This window comes from Pseudarthrobacter sp. 1G09 (assembly GCF_050038305.1).
GTDB classification, from domain to species: Bacteria; Actinomycetota; Actinomycetes; order Actinomycetales; family Micrococcaceae; genus Arthrobacter; species Arthrobacter equi.
Genome location: NZ_CP188306.1, coordinates 1,690,613 through 1,715,240 on the forward strand (window position 1 = coordinate 1,690,613; position 24,628 = coordinate 1,715,240).

The 24,628-nt window shown below is 67.0% G+C and carries 24 protein-coding genes; 20 read left to right on the forward strand and 4 right to left on the reverse strand.

Annotated features, from left to right (window positions below; all coding sequences use genetic code 11):
* The first annotated feature begins 1 nt into the window (after position 1).
* From ACP3TD_RS07790 to ACP3TD_RS07810, 5 genes are read left to right on the forward strand one after another with little or no spacing between them, the layout of a single operon-like run.
* A complete protein-coding gene (locus ACP3TD_RS07790; RefSeq protein ID WP_426766584.1) occupies positions 2 to 1,177 on the forward strand; it encodes an acyl-CoA dehydrogenase family protein in 1,176 nt (391 codons plus the stop codon).
* 49 nt (positions 1,178 to 1,226) lie between these two features.
* Positions 1,227 to 1,994, forward strand: coding sequence for a CoA transferase subunit A (locus ACP3TD_RS07795; RefSeq protein WP_426766585.1), 768 nt, complete (start codon positions 1,227 to 1,229; stop codon positions 1,992 to 1,994).
* A 2-nt stretch (positions 1,995 to 1,996) separates the two neighbouring features.
* The gene (locus tag ACP3TD_RS07800; RefSeq protein WP_426767162.1) at positions 1,997 to 2,788 is read left to right on the forward strand and encodes a CoA transferase subunit B; all 792 of its coding nucleotides are present in this window, start codon (positions 1,997 to 1,999) and stop codon (positions 2,786 to 2,788) included.
* Positions 2,785 to 3,291 (forward strand): MaoC family dehydratase, encoded by a 507-nt coding sequence (locus ACP3TD_RS07805; RefSeq protein WP_426766587.1) that lies wholly within the window; start codon positions 2,785 to 2,787, stop codon positions 3,289 to 3,291. Before ACP3TD_RS07800 ends, ACP3TD_RS07805 begins: the two co-directional genes overlap by 4 nt.
* Before the next feature lie 33 nt (positions 3,292 to 3,324).
* Positions 3,325 to 4,164 (forward strand): HpcH/HpaI aldolase/citrate lyase family protein, encoded by an 840-nt coding sequence (locus ACP3TD_RS07810; protein WP_426766588.1) that lies wholly within the window; start codon positions 3,325 to 3,327, stop codon positions 4,162 to 4,164.
* Positions 4,165 to 4,203: 39 nt separating this feature from the next.
* Here ACP3TD_RS07810 and ACP3TD_RS07815 read toward each other — a convergent pair whose 3' ends face one another.
* The gene (locus ACP3TD_RS07815) at positions 4,204 to 5,667 is read right to left on the reverse strand and encodes a lipase maturation factor family protein (protein ID WP_426766590.1); all 1,464 of its coding nucleotides are present in this window, start codon (positions 5,665 to 5,667) and stop codon (positions 4,204 to 4,206) included.
* A gap of 86 nt (positions 5,668 to 5,753) precedes the next feature.
* Between ACP3TD_RS07815 and dxr the strand changes: the two genes are divergently transcribed.
* The 8 genes from dxr (at position 5,754) to ACP3TD_RS07855 (ending at position 12,817) form a co-directional block, all read left to right on the forward strand.
* Complete coding sequence (dxr, locus tag ACP3TD_RS07820) at positions 5,754 to 6,938, forward strand: 1-deoxy-D-xylulose-5-phosphate reductoisomerase (RefSeq protein WP_426766591.1); 1,185 nt, start codon at positions 5,754 to 5,756, stop codon at positions 6,936 to 6,938.
* A gap of 18 nt (positions 6,939 to 6,956) precedes the next feature.
* A complete protein-coding gene (locus ACP3TD_RS07825; RefSeq protein WP_426766593.1) occupies positions 6,957 to 8,288 on the forward strand; it encodes a M50 family metallopeptidase in 1,332 nt (443 codons plus the stop codon).
* 128 nt (positions 8,289 to 8,416) lie between these two features.
* On the forward strand, positions 8,417 to 9,157 hold the full coding sequence (locus tag ACP3TD_RS07830; RefSeq protein WP_426766594.1) for a MarR family transcriptional regulator: 741 nt from the start codon (positions 8,417 to 8,419) through the stop codon (positions 9,155 to 9,157).
* Positions 9,154 to 9,651 carry a hypothetical protein gene (locus ACP3TD_RS07835; RefSeq protein WP_426766595.1) on the forward strand — a complete coding sequence of 166 codons (498 nt, stop codon included), beginning with the start codon at positions 9,154 to 9,156 and terminating at the stop codon, positions 9,649 to 9,651. Before ACP3TD_RS07830 ends, ACP3TD_RS07835 begins: the two co-directional genes overlap by 4 nt.
* A gap of 25 nt (positions 9,652 to 9,676) precedes the next feature.
* Positions 9,677 to 9,970 (forward strand): YciI family protein, encoded by a 294-nt coding sequence (locus tag ACP3TD_RS07840; RefSeq protein ID WP_015936628.1) that lies wholly within the window; start codon positions 9,677 to 9,679, stop codon positions 9,968 to 9,970.
* Positions 9,971 to 10,000: 30 nt separating this feature from the next.
* Positions 10,001 to 11,167: a flavodoxin-dependent (E)-4-hydroxy-3-methylbut-2-enyl-diphosphate synthase gene (ispG, locus tag ACP3TD_RS07845; protein WP_015936629.1), complete on the forward strand. Its 1,167-nt coding sequence runs from the start codon at positions 10,001 to 10,003 to the stop codon at positions 11,165 to 11,167.
* Positions 11,130 to 12,020: a GNAT family N-acetyltransferase gene (locus ACP3TD_RS07850; protein WP_426767163.1), complete on the forward strand. Its 891-nt coding sequence runs from the start codon at positions 11,130 to 11,132 to the stop codon at positions 12,018 to 12,020. Before ispG ends, ACP3TD_RS07850 begins: the two co-directional genes overlap by 38 nt.
* Before the next feature lie 38 nt (positions 12,021 to 12,058).
* On the forward strand, positions 12,059 to 12,817 hold the full coding sequence (locus tag ACP3TD_RS07855; RefSeq protein WP_426766597.1) for a hypothetical protein: 759 nt from the start codon (positions 12,059 to 12,061) through the stop codon (positions 12,815 to 12,817).
* 27 nt (positions 12,818 to 12,844) lie between these two features.
* On the opposite strand, the gene ACP3TD_RS07860 is transcribed toward ACP3TD_RS07855, so the two are convergent.
* The gene (locus tag ACP3TD_RS07860) at positions 12,845 to 13,441 is read right to left on the reverse strand and encodes a TetR family transcriptional regulator (RefSeq protein ID WP_426766598.1); all 597 of its coding nucleotides are present in this window, start codon (positions 13,439 to 13,441) and stop codon (positions 12,845 to 12,847) included.
* Positions 13,442 to 13,840: 399 nt separating this feature from the next.
* Between ACP3TD_RS07860 and ACP3TD_RS07865 the strand changes: the two genes are divergently transcribed.
* The 3 genes from ACP3TD_RS07865 (at position 13,841) to ACP3TD_RS07875 (ending at position 16,994) form a co-directional block, all read left to right on the forward strand.
* Complete coding sequence (locus ACP3TD_RS07865; RefSeq protein WP_426766600.1) at positions 13,841 to 15,652, forward strand: proline--tRNA ligase; 1,812 nt, start codon at positions 13,841 to 13,843, stop codon at positions 15,650 to 15,652.
* Between the two features lie 8 nt (positions 15,653 to 15,660).
* A complete protein-coding gene (locus tag ACP3TD_RS07870; protein WP_426766602.1) occupies positions 15,661 to 16,455 on the forward strand; it encodes a sulfite exporter TauE/SafE family protein in 795 nt (264 codons plus the stop codon).
* A gap of 149 nt (positions 16,456 to 16,604) precedes the next feature.
* A complete protein-coding gene (locus tag ACP3TD_RS07875; RefSeq protein ID WP_426766604.1) occupies positions 16,605 to 16,994 on the forward strand; it encodes a hypothetical protein in 390 nt (129 codons plus the stop codon).
* A 35-nt stretch (positions 16,995 to 17,029) separates the two neighbouring features.
* Here the strand turns inward: ACP3TD_RS07875 and ACP3TD_RS07880 are convergent, their stop codons facing one another.
* Positions 17,030 to 18,082, reverse strand: a complete 1,053-nt coding sequence (locus tag ACP3TD_RS07880; RefSeq protein ID WP_426766605.1) for an aminoglycoside phosphotransferase family protein — start codon at positions 18,080 to 18,082, stop codon at positions 17,030 to 17,032.
* Positions 18,083 to 18,111: 29 nt separating this feature from the next.
* Entirely contained in the window at positions 18,112 to 19,320 is a 1,209-nt protein-coding gene (locus tag ACP3TD_RS07885; RefSeq protein ID WP_426766607.1) for a DUF4439 domain-containing protein, read from the reverse strand.
* A 107-nt stretch (positions 19,321 to 19,427) separates the two neighbouring features.
* On the opposite strand from ACP3TD_RS07885, the gene rimP reads away from it, so the two are divergent.
* The 4 genes from rimP to infB all read left to right on the forward strand — a co-directional run bounded on the left by rimP (position 19,428) and on the right by infB (position 24,588).
* Positions 19,428 to 20,045: a ribosome maturation factor RimP gene (gene rimP, locus ACP3TD_RS07890; RefSeq protein ID WP_426766608.1), complete on the forward strand. Its 618-nt coding sequence runs from the start codon at positions 19,428 to 19,430 to the stop codon at positions 20,043 to 20,045.
* A complete protein-coding gene (gene nusA / locus ACP3TD_RS07895; protein WP_426766609.1) occupies positions 20,045 to 21,025 on the forward strand; it encodes a transcription termination factor NusA in 981 nt (326 codons plus the stop codon). The genes rimP and nusA overlap by 1 nt, the downstream gene beginning before the upstream one ends.
* Before the next feature lie 174 nt (positions 21,026 to 21,199).
* Positions 21,200 to 21,562 (forward strand): YlxR family protein, encoded by a 363-nt coding sequence (locus tag ACP3TD_RS07900; protein ID WP_091719275.1) that lies wholly within the window; start codon positions 21,200 to 21,202, stop codon positions 21,560 to 21,562.
* Between the two features lie 152 nt (positions 21,563 to 21,714).
* Entirely contained in the window at positions 21,715 to 24,588 is a 2,874-nt protein-coding gene (gene infB / locus ACP3TD_RS07905) for a translation initiation factor IF-2 (protein WP_426766610.1), read from the forward strand.
* The last annotated feature ends 40 nt before the right edge of the window (positions 24,589 to 24,628 follow it).

Sequence of the window (24,628 nt, forward strand, 5' to 3'; positions counted from 1 at the left end):
CATGTCCGGTTTTGAACTCAGCGAGGAATATCAGGACCTCAGCGACACCGTCCGGGATTTCGCAGACAATGTGGTGGCCCCGGTGTCGGCCAAGCACGACGAGGAACACAGCTTCCCCTACGAAGTGGTCAAGCAGATGGCGGACATGGGCCTCTTCGGCCTGCCCTTCCCGGAAGAGTACGGCGGAATGGGCGGAGACTACTTCGCCCTAGCCCTGGCCCTGGAACAGCTGGGCCGGGTGGACCAGTCCGTCGCCATCACCCTGGAAGCAGGCGTTTCCCTCGGCGCCATGCCGGTCTACCGGTTCGGAACCGAAGAACAGAAGCTGCAATGGCTGCCCCAGCTGGCCTCGGGACAGGCGCTCGCCGGCTTCGGCCTGACCGAACCCGAAGCAGGTTCGGACGCCGGCGGCACCAAGACGCACGCGCACCGGGAGACCGTCGGGGACAGGACCGAGTGGGTGATCAACGGCAACAAGGAGTTCATCACCAACTCCGGGACGGACATCACCAGGCTGGTCACCGTCACCGCGGTCACCGGGCAGCATGAGCGCGGGGACGGCACTGTCCGGAAGGAGATCTCCACCCTCCTGGTGCCCACCGACACACCCGGCTTCAAGGCTGAAAAGGCGTACAACAAGGTGGGTTGGAACGCATCGGACACCCACCCTCTGACGCTGAAGGACGTGCGGGTCCCGGAAGCGAACCTGCTGGGCGAGGAAGGCCGGGGCTACGCCAACTTCCTGTCTATCCTGGATGAGGGCCGCATCGCCATCGCCGCCCTCGCCACCGGAGCTGCCCAGGGCTGCGTTGACCTGTCGGTCCGGTACGCCAGGGAACGCAAGGCGTTCGGCCACGAAATCGGCAAGTACCAGGCAATCTCGTTCAAGATCGCCCGCATGGAGGCGAGGGCCCACACGGCACGCCTCGCCTACTACGACGCGGCCGCCAGGATGCTCGCCGGCAAGCCGTTCAAGACCCAGGCGGCCATCGCTAAGATGGTCGCAGGCGAGGCGGCCATGGACAACGCGCGGGATGCCACCCAGGTATTCGGCGGCTATGGCTTCATCAACGAGTTCACCGTGGCACGCCACTACCGCGACTCCAAGATCCTTGAAGTGGGGGAGGGCACCACGGAGGTCCAGCTGATGCTGATCGCCCGCGAACTGGGCCTGTAGCGCCCGGTTCGCCGCACCCGGGACTGTAGCCGGCCTGAAAGGATCGATGATGATTGACAAGGTTGTTGCAAGCGCCGACGAGGCTGTGGCGGACATTCCGGACGGCTCCTCGCTGGCCGTAGGCGGGTTCGGCCTCTGCGGCATACCTGTCACCCTCATTGATGCCCTGCATCGGGCCGGCACGTCCGGGCTGGAAACCGTCAGCAACAACTGCGGGGTGGACGACTGGGGGCTGGGTATCCTGCTCCGCGACGGCAGGATCCGGCGCACCATCAGCTCCTACGTGGGCGAGAACAAGGAGTTCGCCCGGCAGTACCTTGCCGGTGAACTGGAAGTGGTGCTGACCCCTCAGGGCACCCTGGCCGAGAAGCTCCGTGCCGGCGGCGCGGGCATCCCCGCCTTCTACACCAAGGCGGGGGTCGGCACCCAGGTGTCCGACGGCGGCCTGCCGCAGAAATACGATGCCGACGGCGGCATAGCGGTCGCCTCAGCCGCCAAGGAGGTCCGCCCGTTCGGCGGCGTGGACTACGTCCTGGAGGAAGCCCTCACCCCCGATTTCGGCCTCGTCCACGCCTGGAAAGGCGACCGGCACGGCAACCTGGTATTCCACGCCACGGCCATGAACTTCAACCCGCTCTGCGCCATGGCCGGAAGGATCACCATCGCCGAAGTGGAGGAACTCGTGGAGCCCGGTGAACTGGACCCCGAACACATCCACACCCCCGGAATCTTCGTGCAGCGGGTCGTACTGGCCCCTGACGCCGAAAAACGCATCGAAAAGCGGACTGTTGCCATCAGCCGGGAGGCAGGAGCGTGACCATGGAGAGCACCGGCACGGACCCGAACAGCCCCGACGCGCCGCGGCCCGAAGCCGTCCGCCACGAGTACCGCCGCTCGGCTTCCCAGCCGCACGCGGGAGCCGCCGGTTCCACGGCGCCGGCGGACAGCAAGGGATGGACGCGCAATGAGCTGGCGGCCCGGGTGGCCAAGGAGCTCCATAACGGTCAATACGTGAACCTCGGGATCGGCATGCCCACGCTGATTCCCAACTACATTCCGGACGGCGTGGAAGTGGTGCTCCACTCGGAAAACGGCATCCTGGGCGTCGGACCCTACCCGGCAGAAGACGCCATCGATCCGGACCTGATCAACGCCGGCAAGGAGACCGTCACGGTCAACAAGGGGGCTGCGTTCTTCGATTCGGCGGCGTCCTTCGGCATGATCCGGGGCGGCCATGTGGATGTTGCCGTCCTGGGTGCCATGGAGGTTGCGGCCAACGGGGACCTCGCCAACTGGATGATCCCGGGCAAGATGGTCAAGGGCATGGGCGGTGCCATGGACCTGGTGTTCGGGGCCAAACGGGTGATCGTGATGATGGAACACGTGGACCGGAACGGCAAACCCAAGATCGTCCAGCAGTGTTCGCTGCCGCTGACCGGAAAGGGCTGCGTGGACCGGATCATCACCGACCTGGCCGTCATCGACGTGGTCCGCGACAACTCCGGCTCCCGGCTGGTCCTGCAGGAGCTGGCGCCGAACGTTTCCGTGGAGGATGTCATCGCCGCCACTGGCGCGGAACTTTTCGAAGAAGACCGGGAACTGACGGTATGACGGCGGAGGATCCCCGGGTTATTGAACAGCGCGGGCTGTACTACGACGAACTTGAAGAGGGAGTGGTCTACGCCCACCGGCCCGGCCGGACCGTGACCGAAGCGGACAACGTCCTGTTCACCACCCTCACCATGAACACCCAGGCCCTCCACCTCGACGCCGCCTGGAGTGCCACCCAACCGTTCGGCCAGCGACTGGTCAACTCGATGTTCACGCTGGCCACCCTGGTGGGCCAGTCCGTCACCCAGCTGACCCAGGGGACCATCATCGCGCAGCTGGGCCTGACCGATGTGTCCTTCCCGCACCCGCTGTACCACGGGGACACGCTTTATACGGAGACGGTCATCAGCGGCAAACGGCCCTCGGGCTCCCGGCCGGGGCAGGGAATCGTCACAATGGAACATACCGGCCGGAACCAGGACGGCACCGTGGTGGCACTGGCCACCCGCAGTTGCCTGATGTGGACCCGCGCCGCGCACGCTGAAACGCAGCACGGAAAATAAGCCCCGCACGAAAAATCATCGGAGAATGGCTGTATGACCTTTGCGATGGGCCCTGCCCTCCTCTTCTGCCCCGCCGACCGGCCAGAGCGGTACCGGAAAGCCGCCGCCCGCGCTGACGCCGTCATCCTTGACCTCGAGGACGCGGTGGCGCCGGGGGACAAACAACGCGCCCGCGGCGCCATCCTTGCCCAGGTGGGTTCCGCCGGCGAGGAACCCGAGCTTGATCCCAGCCGCACCATTGTCAGGATCAACCCCGCGGGCACCGAAGAGTTTGAAAAAGACCTGCACTGCCTGGCGCACACGCCCTACAGGACGGTGATGCTGGCCAAAGCCGAAAGCGCGGACCAGCTCAGAGCCCTGGCGGGCTACCAGGTGGTGGCCCTGTGCGAAACGGCGCTGGGCGTCCTGAACGCTCCGGCGATTGCCGCTGCCCCCAACGTCGTGGCGCTGATGTGGGGTGCCGAGGACCTGCTTGCCACCCTGGGCGGCACCTCCAGCAGGACGGACGACGGCGGCTACCGGGCTGTCGCCCTCCACGCGCGGTCAACGGTCCTGGTAGCTGCCCGGGCGTTCGGGAAGCAGGCGGTTGACGCGGTGTACGTCAACATCCCGGACACTGACGGCCTGGCCGCCGAAGCTGCCGACGCCGTCGCGTCCGGATTCAGCTCCAAGGCGTGTATCCACCCCACGCAGGCCGCCGTGGTGCGGGAAGCCTACGCGCCGTCCGACGCCGATGTCGCCGCTGCCGCAGAGCTGCTGGACGCTGCTGCGGAGGCCGGCTCGGGCGTTTTCCGGCATCACGGAAAAATGATCGACGGGCCCATCCTCAAGCACGCCGAATCCATCCTTCGGCGGGCCGGCCAAAAAACCTGAGCGTCCTGCGTCCTGCGAACTTGCGGGCCGGTTGTACTGCTAGCCCTGCCGCCCCTGCGAGCGCCGCAGTGACAGTGGCGGGATCGGCTCGGAGAGGAACGTTCGCATCCAACGGTTCCCGGACGCCCGGAACTCCGCCCGGGTGGCGAACCGGTAGTGGTACCGGCGGACGCGCACCCAGCGCGGCGCCCCGCCGTCGAACGGGTCATGCCGGAGCAGCCGCAGGGTGGTCCGGTCCGCTTCCAGCAGCTTGCCGAGGAAGGCATAGAACCATTCCTCGTGCACGGTCCGCAGCGGCAGGAACCACATCAGCCAGTCCAGCCGCAGGTGGTACGGCGCCCACTGGCGGGGTATCCGGCGAAGGTCGCCGGGCTTGCCCTTGAACCCGTATTCACGCCAGTCGGAGGAGCCGTCAGGCGCATCGTCGAGGGTTCCTGCCACCACGATCTCAATGCGTTCCCGGGTCACAGTTCCGAAGGCACCGTAGGCGTTGACCAGCTGCCAGCGGTTGAAACTCGCGTTCATCAACTGCCGTCGCGAGAACAGGTTGCGCAGCGGCTGGTAGCTCAGGGCCAGCAGCAGGGCCGTAGCCGCCAGCGTGACAGCCAGCCACCACAGCGGCGTTTCACGGCCGGCCTCCCCGTGCCAGTCCAGCGGGATCACCGGCAGGACCGCGTGCGCCACGGGGTCACTGACGGCGGCGAACGCCAGCACAATGGCGATCCAGTTCAGCCAGGCGAAGTTCCCGGACGCCACCAGCCAGAGCTGGGTGGCAATGATGATGGCCGCTGCCGCGCTGGCGACGGGCTGTGGCGCGAACAGGAGGAACGGCACCACCAGCTGGGCGAAGTGGTTGCCCACCACTTCCATCCGGTGGAGCGGCTTGGGCAGCAGGTGCGCCTGCCGGCTGAGCGGCCCCGGCATGGGCTGGGTTTCGTGGTGGTAGTAGAGGGCAGTGAGGTCCCGCCACTCGCGGCCGCCGCGGATTTTGATCATCCCTGCACCGAACTCGAGCCGGAACACCAGCCACGCCACCAGGATCAGGATGGTGCGCGGCGGATCGGTCTGGTCCGAACCCAGGAAGGCCACGGTGAAGCCCGCCTCCAGCAGCAGCATCTCCCAGCCGAAGCCGTAAAACGTCTGTCCCACGTTCACGATCGACATGTACAGCAGCCACAGTGCCAGGAAGGCGATCAGCGGCACCCATTGCGGTCCCAGCTGCGGAATTCCTGCTACCAGGAGGGCCGAAACCACCAGCCCGATTACGCAGACGCCCCGCAGGAGGCCATCCGAATAGCGCCAACGGAACAGCGTGGGCCGGCGCAGCCGGCTGAAGCCGGACAGGTAGGCGGGCACCGGAAGCAGCCCGCGCTCACCCAGCAGCGCCGGGAACTGGTTGAGCGAGGACAGGAACGCCACGAAGAACAGCGCGGCCACTCCCCGCTGCAGCACCTGCCGGGCGAACTCGTAGTCCGCCGCATCGAACCAGGAAAGCCAGTCCACGAAATCCACGTTACGCCCGGCCGCGGCGGGGTCAAGTCGTGCACGCCGCGGCGCACCGGACCGCATTGGTGCGGGATACTTGAACCATGCAGCCACGCAGAATCGCCATCCTCGGATCCACCGGTTCCATCGGCACCCAGGCGATTGACGTCGTCGACGGCGCCCCGCATCTTTTCGAGGTCGTGGCACTGAGCGCCGGGGGCGGCAACCTCGCCCTCCTGGCCCGGCAGGCCGTCCACACGGGTGCGGCGGCCATCGGTATCGCCGCCGGGAACGCCCGCGAGCTTGCCGTGCTGATCGACGAAGCAGCCGCCGCAGCGGGCCGGGGCGCCTACCGCCCGGAGATCATCGCCGGACCGGATGCCTCCACGCGCATCGCAGAGCTTGAAGCCGATGTGGTGCTCAACGGCATCACCGGGTCCATCGGCCTTGCACCCACCCTTGCCGCGCTGAAGTCCGGCGCCACGCTGGCGCTGGCAAACAAGGAATCGCTGATCGTCGGCGGCTCGCTGGTCAAGGCAGCTGCGCGCGACGGGCAGATCGTTCCCGTGGACTCCGAACACTCCGCCATCGCCCAATGCCTGCGCTCGGGCAGCGCAGCGGAAGTGGACAAGCTGGTCCTCACCGCCTCCGGCGGGCCCTTCCGCGGCCGGAGCCGGGAAGAACTGCACGGGGTCACCCCACAGGAAGCCCTCGCCCACCCCACCTGGGACATGGGGCTGATGGTTACCACCAACTCCGCCACCCTGGTCAACAAGGGGCTCGAAGTCATCGAAGCACACCTGCTGTTCGACATTCCGCTGGACCGGATCGACGTGGTGGTCCATCCCCAGTCCGTAGTGCACTCCATGGTGCAGTTCGTGGACGGCTCCACCATTGCGCAGGCCTCCCCGCCGGACATGCGGCTGCCCATCGCGCTGGGGATGGGGTGGCCGGACCGGGTGCCCAACGCGGCCGCGCCGTGCGACTGGACCAAGGCCGCCACCTGGACCTTTGAGCCGCTTGACGCAGCAGCCTTTCCCGCCGTGGACCTTGCCAAGGACGCGGCGAAGCAGGGGAGCACCTTCCCCGCAGTCTTCAACGCCGCCAACGAGGAAGCCGTCACGGCCTTCCACGCCGGGCGGATCCGCTTCACGGACATCGTGGACACCGTGGATGCGGTCCTCAGCGAACACTCAGGTTCCTCACGGCTGACGGTGGAATCCGTGCTGGATGCTGAGAGCTGGGCACGGGCCCGCGCCCACGAACGTTTAGCAGTCAGCAGTCTCTAGGGAAGCAGCAGCACCTCCATGACCCCCGTTCTTCTTTTCATCCTCGGCGTCGTCTTCGTAGCCATCGGCATCGCCGCGTCCATCGCGCTGCACGAAGTAGGTCACCTGGTACCCGCCAAGCTCTTCAAGGTGCGCGTCACCAAGTACATGATCGGTTTCGGTCCCACCCTGTGGTCCAGGCGGAAGGGAGAAACCGAATACGGTGTGAAGGCCATCCCGCTGGGCGGCTACGTGTCCATGATCGGCATGTACCCGCCCAACAAGGAGGACGGCTCCGTCCGGCCCTCCAGCACCGGGATGTTCCAGACGCTGGCCACCGAGGCCAGGTCCATGGCGCATGAGGAAGTGGGACCCGGCGACGAAAAACGCGTGTTCTACCGCCTTCCGGTATGGAAGAAAGTCATCGTCATGCTGGGCGGGCCCGCCATGAACATGATCCTCGGCGTCCTCCTCATGGCCATCCTCCTCATGGGTTTCGGCACGGCCACGGCAACCACCACCATCTCGGATGTCTCAAAATGCCAGGTTGCCGCCGGCGAAACCGTGGACCCGGATTCTGCCGACTGCCAGCTGACCCCGGCGGCCGCGGCCGGGCTCCAGCCCAATGACACCGTCACGTCCTTCGACGGAAAAGAAGTCACCAGCTGGGACCAGCTGACCGAATGGATCCGGACCTCAGCAGGCCGGGAAGTGGCCATCACGGTTGAGCGCGGCGGGTCTTCGGTGTCCACCACTGTCACCCCCGTCCTCTCCGCCCGGCCCATCATCGGCGTCGACGGCCGGCAGGAAACCGACGCGTCGGGCACCCTGCGCTACCAGGACGTGGGCTTCCTCGGCATCGGTTCGCAGACCGAACTGGTGCCGCAGCCGGCGTCGTCCGTCCTGCCCATGGCGGGGGAGAACATCCGGCAGGTGGCAGGAGTGATCTTTAACCTCCCGGCCCGCGTGGTGGGCGTGGCGAAGGCCGCCTTCAGCGAGGAACCGCGCGATCCCAACGGACCCATCAGCGTGGTGGGCGTGGGGCGGGTAGCCGGCGAGGTAGCCGCCATGGAGGAGATTCCGCTGCAGTCCCGCGTGGCCACCCTGGTGGGGCTGCTCGCCGGACTGAACTTCGCCCTGGCCGTCTTCAACCTGGTCCCGCTGCTGCCGCTCGACGGCGGCCATGTGGCCGGCGCGCTGTACGAGGGCGCACGGCGCCAGGTAGCGAAGCTCTTCGGGAAGCCGGACCCCGGCGCCTTCGACATCGCCAAGCTGCTCCCGGTGACGTACGTGGTGGCCGCCCTGCTGATGGGCATGAGTGCGCTGCTGATCTACGCCGACATCGTCAAACCCGTGAACCTCTTCGGCTGACGGGCACCCCGCGGAGAGAGTTTGCAGCTTCCAGCGGCTTACTTCGGATAATCAGCTAAATATAGCTGATACTAGATAATCAGCTGTTTATGATTGATTATCGGGTATCACCCGATTACGGTTGAGGCATGTACGTACTCACCATCGACCAGCGGGGCAGCACCTCCGACGTTGACCGCGTGCCCCACCTGATCGCGGAACTCCACAGCCTCACCGGTGCGCACTTCGAACGCTCCGTCGGCGACGAACTCCAGGGCACCGTGGGCGACGCCCGGGACGTGGTGGACATTGCACTGCACGCCTTGCGGAGCGGGCACTGGTACGTCGGTATTGGCATCGGCGACGTCCGCCTCGGGCCTGGCCGGAGCCCGCGTGAAGGGACCGGAAGCGGCTTCGTGGCGGCCCGCGCCGCAGTGGAAATCGCCAAGGGTGCGGCCGGCCACGTTCCGTTGTCAGTGGTGGCGGGCACCATGGACAGTGTCAAAGGCCCGCCCAGGAATTCCCGGGAAGAGCCCGTCGGGACAAACAACGGAGCCATTGCTGGAACGAACGCCGAACCGAATGCCACAACCGATGCAGCGAGTGCTGCCATAAGTGCCGCAGCGAATGCCCAGGCCGTCCTGCGCCTCATAGGACGCCTGGTCCAACAACGGACGGAGGCGCAGTGGCGGGTGGTTGATCGGCTGCGGGCAGCGGGCGGAGGGGGCAGGCATGGCAGCCAGAAACCCGTGGCCCGGGAACTGGGAATTACGGAGCAGTCGGTGAGCCGCGCCGTCCTTCGTTCCGGTTGGCAGGAAGAATGGGCCGCCAGGCCGGCAGCAGCAATGCTCCTGGATTACGCCCTTGCCCATACCAAAGGAGACCGGTGACCGCATTGTGGATTGCTTCTGCACTGCTGGCGGCAGGTTTTGGTGGCTGGCCCGTCACCGCCCTCGTCTTCCGGCTGGCCCGGACGATCGACGACAAGGCGGACGCAGCAACCAAGGCTCGTGACACTGCAGAGGATCCCTCGGCCGACGTCACGGTGGACGTCCCGGCCCCGGACAACGCCGGCCAGGCTGTCAACGGTGAGCTGACGGCGCAGACTGGCCAGCCGGCGTCGGACGTTCCCGCCGCACCCGTCCAGCGGATCCTCCGCGGCGGTGCCATCATCGGGGTCCTGGAGCGCCTCGGCGTCTGCCTGGCCATCCTGGCGGGCCAGCCCGTTGCCATCGCGTACATCGTCGCCATCAAGGGGCTCGGCCGGTTCGCCGAACTCAGGGAAACCCCCGTGGCCGCCGAGCGGTTCATCATCGGCACCCTGGCGTCCATGCTGTGGGCCGCAGGGATAGCGGCCGCCGTGAAGGTGATTTTCCTGGCCTAGGCCGGCGGAGCGATAGGGTAGCGCTATGACAGTTTTTGCCGTTGAGTATGTTTACGCCGCCGATTCCACCGAAGCCCGCAATGAGGCACGGCCCGCCCACCGCGAATGGACCGGCGGCCTGGCCGAGGACGGCGTGATCCTTGCCAGCGGACCCTATGGAGACGGCGCCGGCGCGCTGCTGATCTTCAAAGCGGACAACGAAGCATCCCTGAACTCGGTCCTCAAGCAGGATCCTTTCGCCGCTGCCGGAGTTATTGCCGGCATCCGCGTCACCGAATGGTCACCCGTGACCGGCATGCTCGCCGGCCTCGCAGCCTAAGCCGTTTCCCCTTCACCTCTAGGAGTCCACGTGACCTCGGTCAGCCTGGGAATGCCCGCAGCACCGCCGCCCGTCCTTGCCCCGCGCCGCAAGACGCGCCAGATCAAAGTCGGTTCGGTGGGAGTCGGCTCGGATTCCCCCATCAGCGTGCAGTCGATGACCACCACGCCCACCACCGACATCAACGCCACACTGCAGCAGATCGCGGAACTGACCGCCTCAGGCTGCGACATCGTGCGCGTTGCATGCCCGTCGGCCGATGACGCCGAAGCATTGCCCATCATTGCCCGCAAGTCCCAGATTCCGGTCATCGCGGACATCCACTTCCAGCCCAAGTACGTCTTCGCTGCCATCGAAGCCGGCTGCGCGGCCGTCCGGGTCAACCCCGGCAACATCCGCAAATTCGATGACCAGGTCAAGGAAATTGCCGCGGCCGCCCGGGACCACGGAACCTCCATCCGCATCGGCGTCAACGCCGGCTCGCTGGAACCGGGAATCCTCAAGAAGTACGGCAAGGCCACCCCCGAGGCCCTGGTTGAATCAGCCGTCTGGGAAGCCTCCCTGTTCGAAGAGCACGGCTTCCACGACTTCAAGATCTCGGTCAAGCACAACGACCCCGTGATCATGGTGGCCGCCTACGAGATGCTCGCCGAAAAGGGCGACTGGCCCCTCCACCTTGGCGTGACCGAGGCCGGTCCGGCGTTCCAGGGAACCATCAAGTCCGCCACGGCCTTCGGCGCACTGCTCTCCCGTGGCATCGGCGACACCATCCGCGTCTCACTCTCGGCCCCGCCCGTTGAGGAAATCAAGGTGGGCAACCAGATCCTGCAGTCGCTGAACCTGCGGCCCCGCAAGCTCGAAATCGTGTCCTGCCCGTCCTGCGGACGCGCGCAGGTGGACGTTTACACACTCGCGGAGCAGGTTACAGCCGGCCTGGAAGGCATGGAGATCCCGCTGCGCGTCGCCGTCATGGGCTGCGTGGTCAACGGGCCGGGCGAAGCACGCGAAGCCGACCTCGGCGTGGCTTCCGGCAACGGCAAGGGACAGATCTTTGTGAAGGGTGAAGTCATCAAGACTGTGCCGGAGAGCCAGATTGTTGAGACACTGATCGAAGAGGCCATGCGTATCGCGGAAGAGATGGGGGAGGCCGATGGCGAAGATGCTGTCAAAGGTGGCCCCGTGGTTAGCGTCTCGTAAGGACGAGCCGGACCCGCCGGGGATATCCGTCCGCACCCTGGACGGCGGCGACACCGCCGCGCTCAGGCACCTGGCTGAGCAGGACCGTGTGGCCAACGTGTTCATCCTCGCGCATTTACGCACTGCCGGCACTGCCGCTCCCACCAGCGGCGGTGCCGGCATCGTCGGAGTTTTCGACGACGGCGCCCTGGCAGGTGCCTGCTGGGCGGGCGCCAACCTGGTCCCCATCCAGCTTGACCCGGCCTTCGCGCCGCTCGTGGCCGAAGCCGCCAACCGCTCCGGCCGGCGCTACGCGTCGGCTTTCGGGCCCGCAGATGCGGTGCTGGCCCTTCACGGGGAACTCGCTGAACTGGGCCACCGCGCCCACGAAATCCGCCCGGACCAGCCCCTGATGGTGATCGACGGGCCGGCCGACGTTCCGCCCAACCCGGGCTTGGGGCTGGGCGACCTGGCAGACTTCGAGCGCATCCTGCCCGCCTGCGCCGCGATGTTCGAAGAAGAAGTGGGCTACTCGCCGTTCCTGGGCGGCCGGGAGTTCTACAGCCGCCGGGTGGAAGGCCTGATCCGGCAGGGCTATTCGCTGGTCCACCTCAACGAAGCCAAGGAAGTCGTCTTCAAAGCCGAACTCGGCGCCGTCACCTCCGAGGTCACCCAGGTCCAGGGGGTCTGGATGAATCCGCTGTACCGCGGGAAGGGGCTGAGCTCCGGCTACATGTCCGCCGTCGTGGAGCAGGCGCAGAAGATCGCGCCGCTGACCAGCCTTTACGTCAACGGCTTCAACGTCAGGGCCAGATCCACCTATGAACGTGTCGGCTTCCGCCAGGTGGGCACGTTCGCTACAGTTCTCTTCTAGCGGCCCGACGCAGGGCAGCATTTGGACTTGGGGGAAAATTGAAGACTTCTGTGCTGGGTACGTTCGCGGTTTCTGCGGTTCTCGTTATCGGTGTTTCAGCCTGCGGGGGCACCTCAGCGCCCGGGGGAGACGCTGCGTCGGCGGGGAGCTCCGCGTCAGCCGGAACATCGCCGGAAACCGCCACTCCCTCGCCCACCCCTACGCCGGACAAGGTGTACACCAGCGAGGAGCTGGCCGGAGTTGTCCGCGAGGTGCGGGACTCGGCAGACCGCCGGCTGACACCGGTCCCCGGTGACCAGCTGGCCACCACGTTGCAGCAGTCAAAGGACATGATGTCCTCCATAGAGGTTGAACCGGCGGCATGCAAGGAACTTGCGGCCTCCAGCACGGTACCGTCGCTGGACGGAGCGGCAATTGCCATGGGCCTCAGCACGGACGCCTCCTCCGGTATGGTCACCGCCCTTTCCCTGATGTCGGGACTGGACCAGGCCGTGCTGGCGAAGGTTTCCGACCCCTCGGAGCAGCTGGAGAAGTGCTCGAACATGGTCATGACGGTGGCGGACGTCAAGGTGGCGGTTGCCATCACACGCATCGACGGCGTCAGCGGGGTTAAGGAAACTACCGCGTTCCGCACCGAAACGACGCTGCCCAACGGCCAGGTCCAGTCGGTTACCACCGCCCAGGCTGTCCACCACGGCGTGGTGCTGACCGCCGTCGCATCCGGCGCAACAGACGGTGCGGATGCCCAGGAGCAGGCAGGTTCGCTGCTGGATTCTGCGGCAGCCCTCATCAAGTAGGCCGCCCGCATCACGCAGGCACCCCGGTCAGGACAGCGTCCCGGTCAGGTACTGCTGCACATTCGGGGCGACTGACCGGACCACATCTTCGGGGGCAGCGGAGGCCAGCGGCTCCAGGCGGACCACGTACCTCACCATCATCAGCCCAACCATCTGCGTAGCCACCAGGCTCCCGCGGAGGGCAACTTCATCGGCTGTCCCAGGGATGCCGGCCATCGCCCTGCTGATGATGGTGCGTGCCACCACGTCACGCAGCATTGCCGTCTTTGCCTTTGACCCCAGAGTTCCCCGCAGGAAGGCCAGCAGGCCGGGCTGGGCCGGGCCCTCCCAGAGGCGGAGCACCGCGCGGACCAGCAACTCTCCGCGTTGCCGCGGATCGGTGTCCGCGACGCCGGCAAGCACCTGCCCGGGGTCCGCGGGGAGTTCCACGCAGAGGGCAAAGAGTTCGTCCTTGCCCCTGAAGAAGTGGTGCACCATGGCGGGGTCCACGCCCGAGGCCCGTGCAACCTGGCGGAGGCTCGTTCCCTCGAAGCCGTGCTCGGCGAACATCCGGCGTGCCGTTTCCAGGATGTGCTCCCGGGATGCAGTGCTGCCGCCACGGCGTCCCCGCCGCAGGGGGGCCATGGAGTTCCCTGCCGGTGGAGGTTCCACCCGCTCGTGCGGAGCCACGCCGTGCTCCGGCGGCGTCCTGTCATGTCCTGACGCCGGCTTCATGCCCTGAAGCGGCGGGTCAATAGGCCTCCACGGAAGAAAATACTTGTCAACGTGCCCACCATCACATAGGTTCGATCTAGCTGCGCTGAGTGGAGTGGGCGGTCTCACCAGTCCTCACCTGTAATAAGGCGATAACGGCGTTGAGCCACGCCCGGATGCAATGACCAGCCCTATTGGGGGGCCAGGGGCTTTGCAATCGGGCGTGGCTCTACTGTTTCCGGGCGAGTGGTGCTGTGCCGGTAGATTAGTATGCAGACGAATTTGTCCGGCCCTGCTGATCCAGCACTTTTCCAGAAACGGATACCACCCGTGGTCCTTAGAATGTCCCAGCTTTTCCTGCGCACCCTGCGTGAAGATCCCGTCGATGCAGAGGTGGCCAGCCACAAACTGCTGGTCCGCGCCGGCTACATCCGCCGCGCGGCTCCCGGGATCTACACCTGGCTGCCGCTGGGACTGAGCGTACTCCGCAAGGTGGAGCAGGTCATCCGTGAGGAAATGACCGCCATCGGTGCCCAGGAAGTCCACTTCCCGGCCCTGCTGCCGCGTGAACCCTACGAGGCGACCAACCGCTGGACCGAATACGGCGAGGGGCTGTTCCGGCTGCAGGACCGCAAGGGCGCCGACTACCTCCTGGCCCCCACGCACGAGGAGATGTTCACCCTCCTCGTGAAGGACCTGTATTCCTCCTACAAGGACCTGCCCCTCAGCCTGTACCAGATCCAGAACAAGTACCGCGACGAGGCACGTCCCCGGGCAGGCCTCCTCCGCGGCCGCGAGTTCATTATGAAGGATTCCTACTCTTTCGACGTGGACGACGCCGGCCTGGACGCCAGCTACGCGGCCCACCGGTCCGCCTACCTCAAGATCTTCGCGCGGCTCGGCCTCGAGGTTGTCCCCGTGGCAGCCACCGCCGGCGCCATGGGCGGCTCCCGGAGCGAGGAGTTCCTGTTCCCCACGGAAATCGGCGAAGACACCTTCGTCCGGTCTGCCGCAGGCTACGCAGCCAACGTCGAAGCCGTCACCACCGTGGTGCCCGCGGACATCGACTTCACGGATGCGCCTGCCGCGCGGGTCCTGGACACACCGGACACACCCACCATTGAGACCCTGGTCAACGCGTCCAACCAGATCGCGCCCCGGGCAGAGGCCGACGGCGGCGCCTGGACTGCCGCTGACACGCTGAAGAACGTTGTCCTCGCCGTCACGCTGCCCACCGGTGAACGCCAGCTGGTGGTCATCGGCCTTCCCGGCGACCGCGGCGTGGACCTGAAGCGCGTTGAGGCCAACATCGGCGCGTTCCTGCCGATGGCCGGCGAGATCGGACTCGAGCAGGCCGGCGAAGAGGACCTCAAGAAGCAGCCCCTGATCGTCAAGGGCTACCTGGGCCCCGGCCTGTCGCTGGACGCACCGCTCCTGGGCTCCGAAGGAACCACCAAGCTGCTGTACCTGGTGGATCCGCGGGTTGTCAGCGGCACCAGCTGGATCACCGGCGCCAACGAGTCCGGCAAGCACGTCTTCGGCCTCGTTGCCGGCCGCGACTTCACCTGGGACGGCGTCATCGAGTGCACCGAGGTCCGCGCCGGCGACCCCGCACCGGACGGTTCCGGCCCCCTGGAAACGGCACGGGGCATCGAAATGGGCCACATCTTCCAGCTCGGCCGCAAGTATGCCGCAGCCCTGGACCTCAAGGTGCTGGACCAGAACGGCAAGCAGGTCACGGTCACCATGGGTTCCTACGGCGTCGGCGTCACCCGTGCGGTGGCTGCCCTGGCCGAGGCCAACCACGATGCCAAGGGCCTCACCTGGCCCCGCGCCGTGGCACCTGCCGACGTCCACGTGGTCGCGGTGGGCAAGGGCGAGGACATTTTCGCCGCCGCTGAGCAGCTGTCCGAGGGCCTCGAAGCCGCCGGGCTCGACGTCATTTACGACGACCGCTTCAAGGTGTCCCCGGGCGTGAAGTTCGGTGACGCCGAACTGTTGGGCGTGCCCACCATACTGGCCGTGGGCCGCGGGCTGGTGGACGGCGTCGTGGAGATTAAGGACCGCCGCACTGGAGAGGCCGAGAACGTCGCGGTGGACAAGGCCGTTGACTACGTGGTCAACGCCGTCCGCAACAGCTGATCCCGGGCGTGGACTTTGGTCTTGAGCACCTCCAGCTGACCACCCTCATCCTCATCGTCCTGGCCGGCTTCGGTGCCGGCTGGGTCGATGCGGTGGTGGGCGGGGGAGGGCTGATCCAGTTGCCCGCGCTGCTGCTGGTCCCGGGCATCACCCCGGTGCAGGCGCTGGCAACCAACAAACTGGGTTCTATCTTCGGGACAACCACCAGCGCGGTCACCTACTACCGCAGGGTGGGGCCGGACCTGAAGACGGCGCTGCCCATGGCGGTGATTGCCCTCGCGGGAAGCTTCGGCGGCGCGATCCTGGCGGCCAACCTGCCCGCCAGCGTCTTCAAGCCGATCATCGTCGCAGCCCTGATTGCCGTCGCGCTTTTCACGGCCCTCAAGCCCAACGTCGGGGACATCACGGCGCTGCGGCACGACGGCCACAAGCACTACGTCGTGGCTTGCCTGATCGGTGCGGTCATCGGTTTCTATGATGGCCTGATCGGTCCGGGCACCGGGTCATTCCTGGTCATCGCGCTGGTATCGGCCATGGGCTACGCGTTCCTGGAGGCCAGTGCCAAAGCCAAGATTGTGAATATGGCAACCAATGCCGGGGCCCTGATGTTCTTCCTGCCGCACGGCTCGATCCTGTGGGGCCTCGGGCTGTTGCTGGGCGTCGCCAACATGGCCGGCGGCTACCTTGGCGCACGGACCGCGGTCAAGCAGGGAAGCCGGTTCGTCAGGGTGGTTTTCCTGGTGGTGGTGGCCGCCCTGATCGTCAAACTCGGGTTTGACGTGTGGCAGGAAAACTTCGCCTGACCGGCCCTGTCCCCGCATGGTCCGGGTGGACTTCCTGGCGCGGGCTGCCGAACCCGGTCTCATGGCGATGCCGTCCGGCCGATTCTCTGGCTGGGTCATCGCTGGGATTGCCGGCGGCCTCCTTCGTCGGGTTCGCCACCGGCGCCACGATGGCAAACTTCACCGGCATGGCCACCGGCCGGTGGCGGCTCCTTGCCGACGCCGGCTGGGACCTGGGCAGGGACGGCGTTGCCGCGCAGGTCAACGGGCTGGCCAGTGCAGCCGCACGGATCGCTGCCGGCCCGCGCGGCATCGATGGGGTGGAAGTACTCAACGATGTGCAGTACACCCAGGTCAGCCTGGCTTTCGGCGACAACGACACCACCCGGGCCGTGACCGCCCGCATCATCGCGGACGGGAGGGTGTGGATGGCCGGCTCCCGGTGGCGGGACCGGGACATCCTTCGCGTCTCCGTCAGTAACTGGCGGACCGGCGCCGGCGACGTTGACACTGCGGTGGACGCTGTCAGGTCCGCCCTGGGGGCCGTGCGGGCGCACTAGCGGCTGGCCTGTAACCCGGTGAGGGAACCGGCCGCTCAGCGGAGCGTTCCGGACCCACTGTCCTGCCCCGGTTCAGGCAGCGAACGGGCCGGCGGCAGCCCGGGAAGCGTCCGTCCCGCCAGCGTACTGGCCACCCAGAGCGACCGGGCAAGATCGCCCTCGTGGTGCGGTTCGGCCGCGTACCAGAGGGCATTCGCCACCTCCCGGGCGACCGCCCATTGCCGGGCTATCTCCGGGTCCACTCCTGCAGCGGTACTGAAGTCCGTACAACGGCGCCGCAGCGCCGCCTCCGGATCTTCCTCCGGCAGGTCGTACAGCCGGTTCCACAGCAGCGGAGCCACGGCGAACTCGGCCTCGCCGATCATCGGCTGTGGATCGATCGCAACGTACCGTCCGGAGGGCTGTGTGTTCCCGGGCCGCCCGGTGTCAGGACGGGCCAGGATGTTCAGGAAGTGCAGGTCCGCATGGACCAGGACATCAGGGGCGGAGCGGCGGCCCACGGCACCGCGGGTCTGGCAGACCTCGAGGGCAGCCTCGAGCAGCCAGCGCGGAAAGGGCCGGCCCAGCTGGTCCCAGTCCGCGGGAAACTCATCGCTCCACTGCTCGGCGCGGGCCGCGATGTGTCCGAAGACGTTCCACTCCGGCCGGGCGTCGGGCACCAGGCTGAGCTGCCGGACCAGCCCGCCCCACACTGCTGCCGCCTCGTCCAGCGGCACGTCGTTGAGGGAGGCGCCCGCCTCCAGCCGTTCCAGGAGCATGGAGCATGTTTGACCATCCCGCTCCAGCAGGCCCACGGCGCCGCGACCGGCCCACAGTGCCAGTGCGTGGGGCTCGCCGAGGGCTTCGTCATGGGGGTAGGCGACCTTGAGGGCGGCCGGCATGCCGTCCTCCCTCAGCACGGGCACCACCACAGCGCCATGGCCACTCCAAGGCAGGGCGCCCGGAAGGAGGCCGGACGCCAGGTTCCACTGTTCCATCCGGCCGGCAATCAGGCCCGGCAGCGAGGCAAGCCACGCCCGGCCGGAACTGCTGCGCCGGTACCTGGCGTCGAGTTCAGACGGGATGGGCACGCTTGTTGCTGGAGTCATCGGCATCAGCCTAGTGTCTGCAGGGCGGGCTAACCGCCGGCCGGCAGGGCGGGCAACATGGCGGTATCCAGGACGATGCCCGGCACCGCACCCGGGTCGGCGCCCCAACGGGCGGTCCGGGCAACAGCGGATTCAAGCAGCGAGAGGGCCCATATCCGGTCCGGGCCCTCGGTCAAGGCAACCAGGTCGCCGTAAACGGGCAAAGCAGCTGCCTCGAGCGTGCCCAGCCCGGCGGCCGGCGCGCTGAGGAAATCTGCATCCAGGGCGTATCCCGCCGGTTGCGGCCGGGCCGCCTGGCACGCCAGCCGGAGGCGGTATTCAGTTTCCTCCGCGGCAGCCCGGTGCTGCTGGAGGAATTCCGACGCCGGCCCGGCATCTTCCGCGGCGAGGCGCGGCATGGCTGCCTGGTAGCCGTAGGCCGCCTTCTGCTGAGCCTGCAGGACGGCCGCGAGCGCGGCCCCGGCGGTTCCCGCCCCGGGAGTTTTTCCGGCTGCACTCTCTACGGATAGGCTGCCGCCTGCGGGCGAGCCTCCCCCCGGTGTGGAGCCCAGGGGCGCAGTGGTGGTGTCGGGCGCCGGGAACGGGCAATCCGCCGGCGATGCAGTGGGGGCGGAGCCAACCAGTGGGCTGGAACCTGCGGTCGCGTCCGCCTGGTCCGCGGCAGCTCCCGTGACTGCGCCGGGCTCGCCGGCGGCTGCGGCCAATTGCCGGGCGGCCAGCAGCTGTGCGGTCCCTGCGCCCGCGAGCAGGCGCGCCATCCCGCCGTCGGCCTGCTGGGCATCCTTGAGCCGGCGGGAACCGCTGGCGGCCATGGCCTTGGCCAGCTCCACTTCACTGGGAGCAGCGGCAGGCGCTGGGGACGCTGACGCCGTCGGGTCGGATGTCGCGGCCGGGCCGGGCGGCGTGGACGGGCTGGCCGGCGGTGAGGCCGGCGAACCCGCAGGCAGGAAGGCGCGGGCCTGGAGAGTCAGCAACGTCACAACCGCCTGCGTGGGATGTCCAGCACCGCTGTTACCTGCCGCCGTGGCGGCAAGGTCCAGCCCTGCGGCCCGCAGTGCGAGGGTGTCTTCCAGGGCGGCGGCACGGGCCTGATCGGTGAACGTCGGGGGGGCCGGAGCGGGCTCCTCGCCCGGAATGACGGCAAATCCGAGGCTGAGGATAAGCAGGGCTGCCAGCGAAATGACGGCGTACCGGGCATAGCGCATCCGCGGTTTTTTATCCTGGCTGTCGTGTTCCACAACAGACCATGGTGTCACGGCGGAGGGGGATCCCGGTGCACCACTGGACCGGTAAAATGGCTACGCTAGTACACACCACATCATCTATAAGGGAGGCGGCCGGCATCGTGAGCAATGCAGAAGCCCAGGCTTCATCAGACCACACCGCACCGGGGAAGGCTGATTCCGCGCCGGCCCACAACCCGGAAGCCGACCGGCTCCGGGCCCTCCTTGAACCGTCCGTCCAGGCCAACCGGCTGTACCTCGAGGACGTCGCCATCAACGTTGCCGGCTCCCACCGGGTGCTCCACGTTGTGGTGGACCTGCCGCAGGAAGAAACCGGCGGCGTCAGCCTCGATGTCATCGCTGACATCTCGAAGGTGCTCTCGGATGTGCTGGATAACGATCCAAGCGCCGACACCCGCCCGTACGACCTCGAAGTCTCTTCGCCCGGCGTCGGACGTCCCCTGACGGAACCGCGCCACTGGCACCGCGCCAAGGGCCGGATTGCCAGCGTCAAGGTCATCCAGGGTGAGAACATCACCGGACGCATCCAGTCCGTGGATGACGGAGGCGTCACCCTGGTGCCCGAAATCGCCGTCAAGAAGGGCATGAAGCCCAAGCAGGGCGATCCCGTAAAACTTCCTTTCGACAGGATCCGTAACGGAAAAGTCGAGATCGAATTCAGCCACCTTTCGGAAGATGGCCTGGAACCAGAACACAATGGACCTTCCGAGGAGGCCTGATGGATATTGACATGAGCGCACTGAGACTTTTGGAGCGTGAGCGTGAAATTCCGCTGGACCTCCTCATTCCCACCATCGAGCAGGCGCTGCTGGTGGCCTATCACAAGTCGCCCGGCGCCTTCGAGAAAGCCCGTGCTGAGCTTGACCGCAAGAGCGGGCACGTCACCATCTGGGCTGTTGAAATTGACGATGACGGTGCCCCGATCGGCGAGTTCGAAGACACCCCCGCGGGCTTCGGCCGCATCGCTGCCAGCACCGCCCGCCAGATCATCCTGCAGCGCCTGCGCGACGTTGAGGATGACAACGTGCTGGGCGAGTTCAAGGGCCGCGAAGGCGAGTTGGTGTCCGGCACCATCCAGCAGGGCAACAACCCGCACATGATCCAGGTGAACCTCGGTTCGCTGGAAGCGCTGCTGCCGCCGCCCGAGCAGGTGCCGGGGGAGAAGTACGTCCACGGCAACAGGCTCCGTGCCCTCGTCATCGACGTCCACCGTGGCACCAAGGGTCCGTCCGTCACGCTGTCCCGTTCCCACCCGGGCCTCGTCCGCAAGCTGTTTGAACTGGAGGTCCCGGAAATCGCGGACCACTCAGTAGAGATCGTGGCGCTGGCCCGCGAAGCAGGGCACCGGACCAAGATCGCCGTGAAGGCCAACGCATCCGGCATCAACGCCAAGGGCGCCTGCATTGGTGAGATGGGTTCCCGCGTCCGCGCCGTCATGACGGAGCTCAACGACGAAAAGATCGACATCGTGGACTTCAGCGAGAACCCGGCGACGTTCATCGCCAGCGCCCTCTCGCCGTCGCGCGTGAATTCCGTCACCATCACGGACGAAGCAACCCGCTCCGCGCGGGTGGTGGTTCCCGACTACCAGCTGTCCCTGGCGATCGGCAAGGAAGGCCAGAACGCCCGCCTCGCCGCAAAGCTGACCGGTTGGCGCATCGACATCGTTTCCGACGCCGCCACGCCGAAGGAAAACTGAAGCACTTTCTGCGCCCCGTCCCAGGTGGCCTGCCACACCGTGGCAGGCCACGCGTTCGGGCAGAACGGCCCGAAGGGGCTAGAATAGATAGGTCCGCGCCCAACGGCCGGCAGTAGTGCGCCTTCGCGTGCCCGTTCCGCAGCAGCGGCACAGGACCTGCGGGGGCCGGCAGATATGAACGTCAGGACGATCACCGTGGCAGCAACACCTACCAGCGGAAATCGGCCGGAACGTACCTGCATCGGCTGCCGGAAGAAAGGTCCGCAGACTGAGTTACTCCGGCTCGTCGCCGGGGACAGCGGTTCATCCGCTGTCCTGGTGGATGAACGACGCCGGATGGCTGGCCGGGGTGCATGGCTGCATCCCAGCGAATCGTGCCTTGCCCTGGCGCTCAAACGGCGGGCATTCGGGCGGGCCCTGCGGGGCGCAACCGAAACCGCCGACGTCGAACGCCGGATCAAGCCAGGCCCGACCGCCGCAGGCGCCCCGGTGGCTGCAGCACCAACCGTCCAACCTGAAAGCGGGTCAGAAGTCTGATGGAAACCCGATGAGTTCCCAGCGATGAGTGCGTAACGATGACAACTTTGTTGCGCTCTGCAATGGGCCCTTCCGCACCAACCGCGGCCAGGGCCCGCAGTAAGAAGTAGACGGTTCGTACCTGGCTCGGTGCGGACCGAGACAGGAGAAATGTGGCCAAGGTCCGCGTACATGAGCTCGCCAAAGAGCTCGGCATCACTTCCAAAGATGCAGTAACAAAACTGCAGGAACTGGGCGAATTCGTTCGCTCCGCCTCTTCCACCATTGAGGCCCCCGTCGTGCGGAAGCTGCGTAACGCCTTCCCCGACGCCGCCAACAAGGCTGCGGCACCTGCCGCCCCCAAGGCACCCGCCCCCGCGGCAGAATCACGCCCGGCAGCTCCGGCTCCCGGCCCCGCCGCGCCCAAGGCTCCGGCCCCCAAGGTCGAGGCACCAGCCCCCGCTGCTCAGGCAGCTCCGGCAGCTTCCGCTCCGGCGGCACCCCAGGCGTCCTCTGCGGCACCCGCGGCTCCGTCCACGGGCGCCAAGCCCGGTGCCCGTCCCGGCCCCAAGGCTGAGACTCCCGCACCCGCACCCCGCCAGGGCGGCTCCTCACAGGGTTCCTCGGCACCCCGTCCCGGCGGCCCCCGTCCGGGCAACAACCCGTTCGCCACCTCGCAGGGCATGCCCCGCGGCCGTGGCGGCGACGGCGACCGTGCACCCCGCCCGGGCAACAACCCCTTCGCGACTTCCCAGGGCATGCCCCGTCCCGGCCGCAGCGACGGAGAACGCCCCGGCGGTCCCCGTCCCGCTGCAGGCGCCGGTGGCCCCCGTCCCGGTGGTCCGCGTCCCGCTCCCGGTGCAGGTGGGCCCCGCCCCGCAGCAGGTGCCGGTGGCCCCCGTCCCGGCGCACCGCGTCCCGGTGGTCCCCGTCCCACTCCGGGCATGATGCCCAACCGCACTGAGCGTCCCGCACCTGCCGGTGCAGGACGCCCGGGCGCCGGCGGACGCGGTCCGGGACGCCCCGGCGCGCCCGGCACCGGTGGTCCCGGCGGCGGCGGCGGTGCTCCCGCCGGCGGTGGCTTCGGTAAGGGCGGCCGCGGTCGCGGCGGTACCCAGGGTGCCTTCGGTAAGGGCGGCGCAGGCCGCGGCAAGCAGCGCAAGTCGAAGCGCGCAAAGCGCCAGGAACTTGAGCAGATGAGCGCACCGTCGCTGGGTGGCGTGAGCGTACCCCGCGGCGATGGCAACACTGTGATCCGCCTGCGCCGTGGCTCGTCCATCACGGACTTCGCCGACAAGATCGAGGCGAACCCCGCCGCACTGGTGACCGTGCTGTTCCACCTCGGTGAAATGGCCACTGCCACCCAGTCGCTGGACGAAGACACCTTCGCGCTGCTCGGCGAAGAACTGGGCTACAAGCTCCAGGTCGTTTCCCCCGAGGACGAAGAGCGCGAACTGCTCTCCACGTTCGATATCGACGTCGAGGCCGAGCTTGAGGCCGAAGGCGACGAAGAACTCGAACCGCGTGCTCCCGTGGTTACCGTCATGGGCCACGTTGACCACGGTAAGACCCGGCTCCTGGACGCCATCCGCAACTCGGATGTCGTGGCCGGCGAACACGGTGGCATCACCCAGCACATCGGTGCCTACCAGATCAGCCACGAACACGAAGGCGTCGAACGCGACATCACCTTCATCGACACCCCGGGCCACGAGGCGTTCACCGCCATGCGTGCCCGTGGTGCGAAGGTCACCGACATCGCCATCCTCGTGGTGGCAGCCGATGACGGTGTCATGCCGCAGACCGTTGAAGCACTCAACCACGCCCAGGCAGCCAACGTGCCGATCGTCGTGGCAGTGAACAAGATCGACAAGGAAGGCGCCAACCCTGACAAGGTCAAGGGCCAGCTGACCGAGTACGGCCTGGTTCCCGAAGAATACGGTGGCGACACCATGTTCGTTGAGGTCTCTGCCCGACAGAACCTCAACATCAACGAACTGATCGACGCTGTGCTGCTGACCGCAGACGCCGCACTGGACCTCCGGGCCAACCCGGACAAGGCCGCCCGCGGTATTGCGATCGAAGCCAACCTGGACAAGGGCCGCGGTGCGGTTGCCACCGTCCTGGTGCAGTCCGGAACGCTCGCAGTCGGCGACACGATCGTGGCAGGCACGGCCCACGGCCGCGTCCGCGCCATGTTCGACGAAGACGGCGAAGCACTCGACGTGGCACTGCCGTCCCGCCCCGTCCAGGTTCTCGGCCTGTCCAACGTGCCGCGCGCCGGTGACACCTTCCTGGTGACCTCCGACGAGCGGACCGCCCGCCAGATCGCCGAAAAGCGTGAAGCAGCTGACCGCAACGCCCAGCTCGCCAAGCGCCGCAAGCGCATCAGCCTCGAAGACTTCGACCAGGCAGTGGCCGACGGCAAGATCGACACCCTCAACCTCATCCTCAAGGGTGACGTGTCCGGTGCCGTGGAAGCCCTCGAAGACGCCCTGCTCAAGATCGACGTCGGCGAAGGCGTGCAGCTGCGCGTCATCCACCGCGGTGTGGGTGCCATCACGCAGAACGACGTCAACCTGGCAACAGTGGACAGCGCCGTCATCATCGGCTTCAACGTCAAGCCCGCCGAGCGGGTTGCCGACCTGGCAGACCGCGAAGGCGTCGACATGCGCTTCTACTCCGTCATCTACGCAGCAATCGATGACATCGAAGCAGCGCTCAAGGGCATGCTCAAGCCGGAATACGAAGAATTCCAGCTTGGCACCGCCGAGGTCCGCGAAGTGTTCCGCTCCTCCAAGTTCGGAAACATTGCCGGCTCGATCGTCCGCTCCGGCATTATCCGCCGCAACACCAAGGCACGGATCAGCCGCGACGGCAAGATCATTGGCGACAACCTCACCATCGAGACGCTCAAGCGCTTCAAGGACGACGCCACCGAGGTCCGCACGGACTTCGAATGTGGTATCGGTCTTGGCTCGTACAACGACATCACCGAAGGTGACATCATCGAGACCTTCGAGATGCGCGAAAAGCCGCGCGTCTAAGTTGTCTTAGCGTTACAGGTGCGGGGCCGTTGGGTTTTTC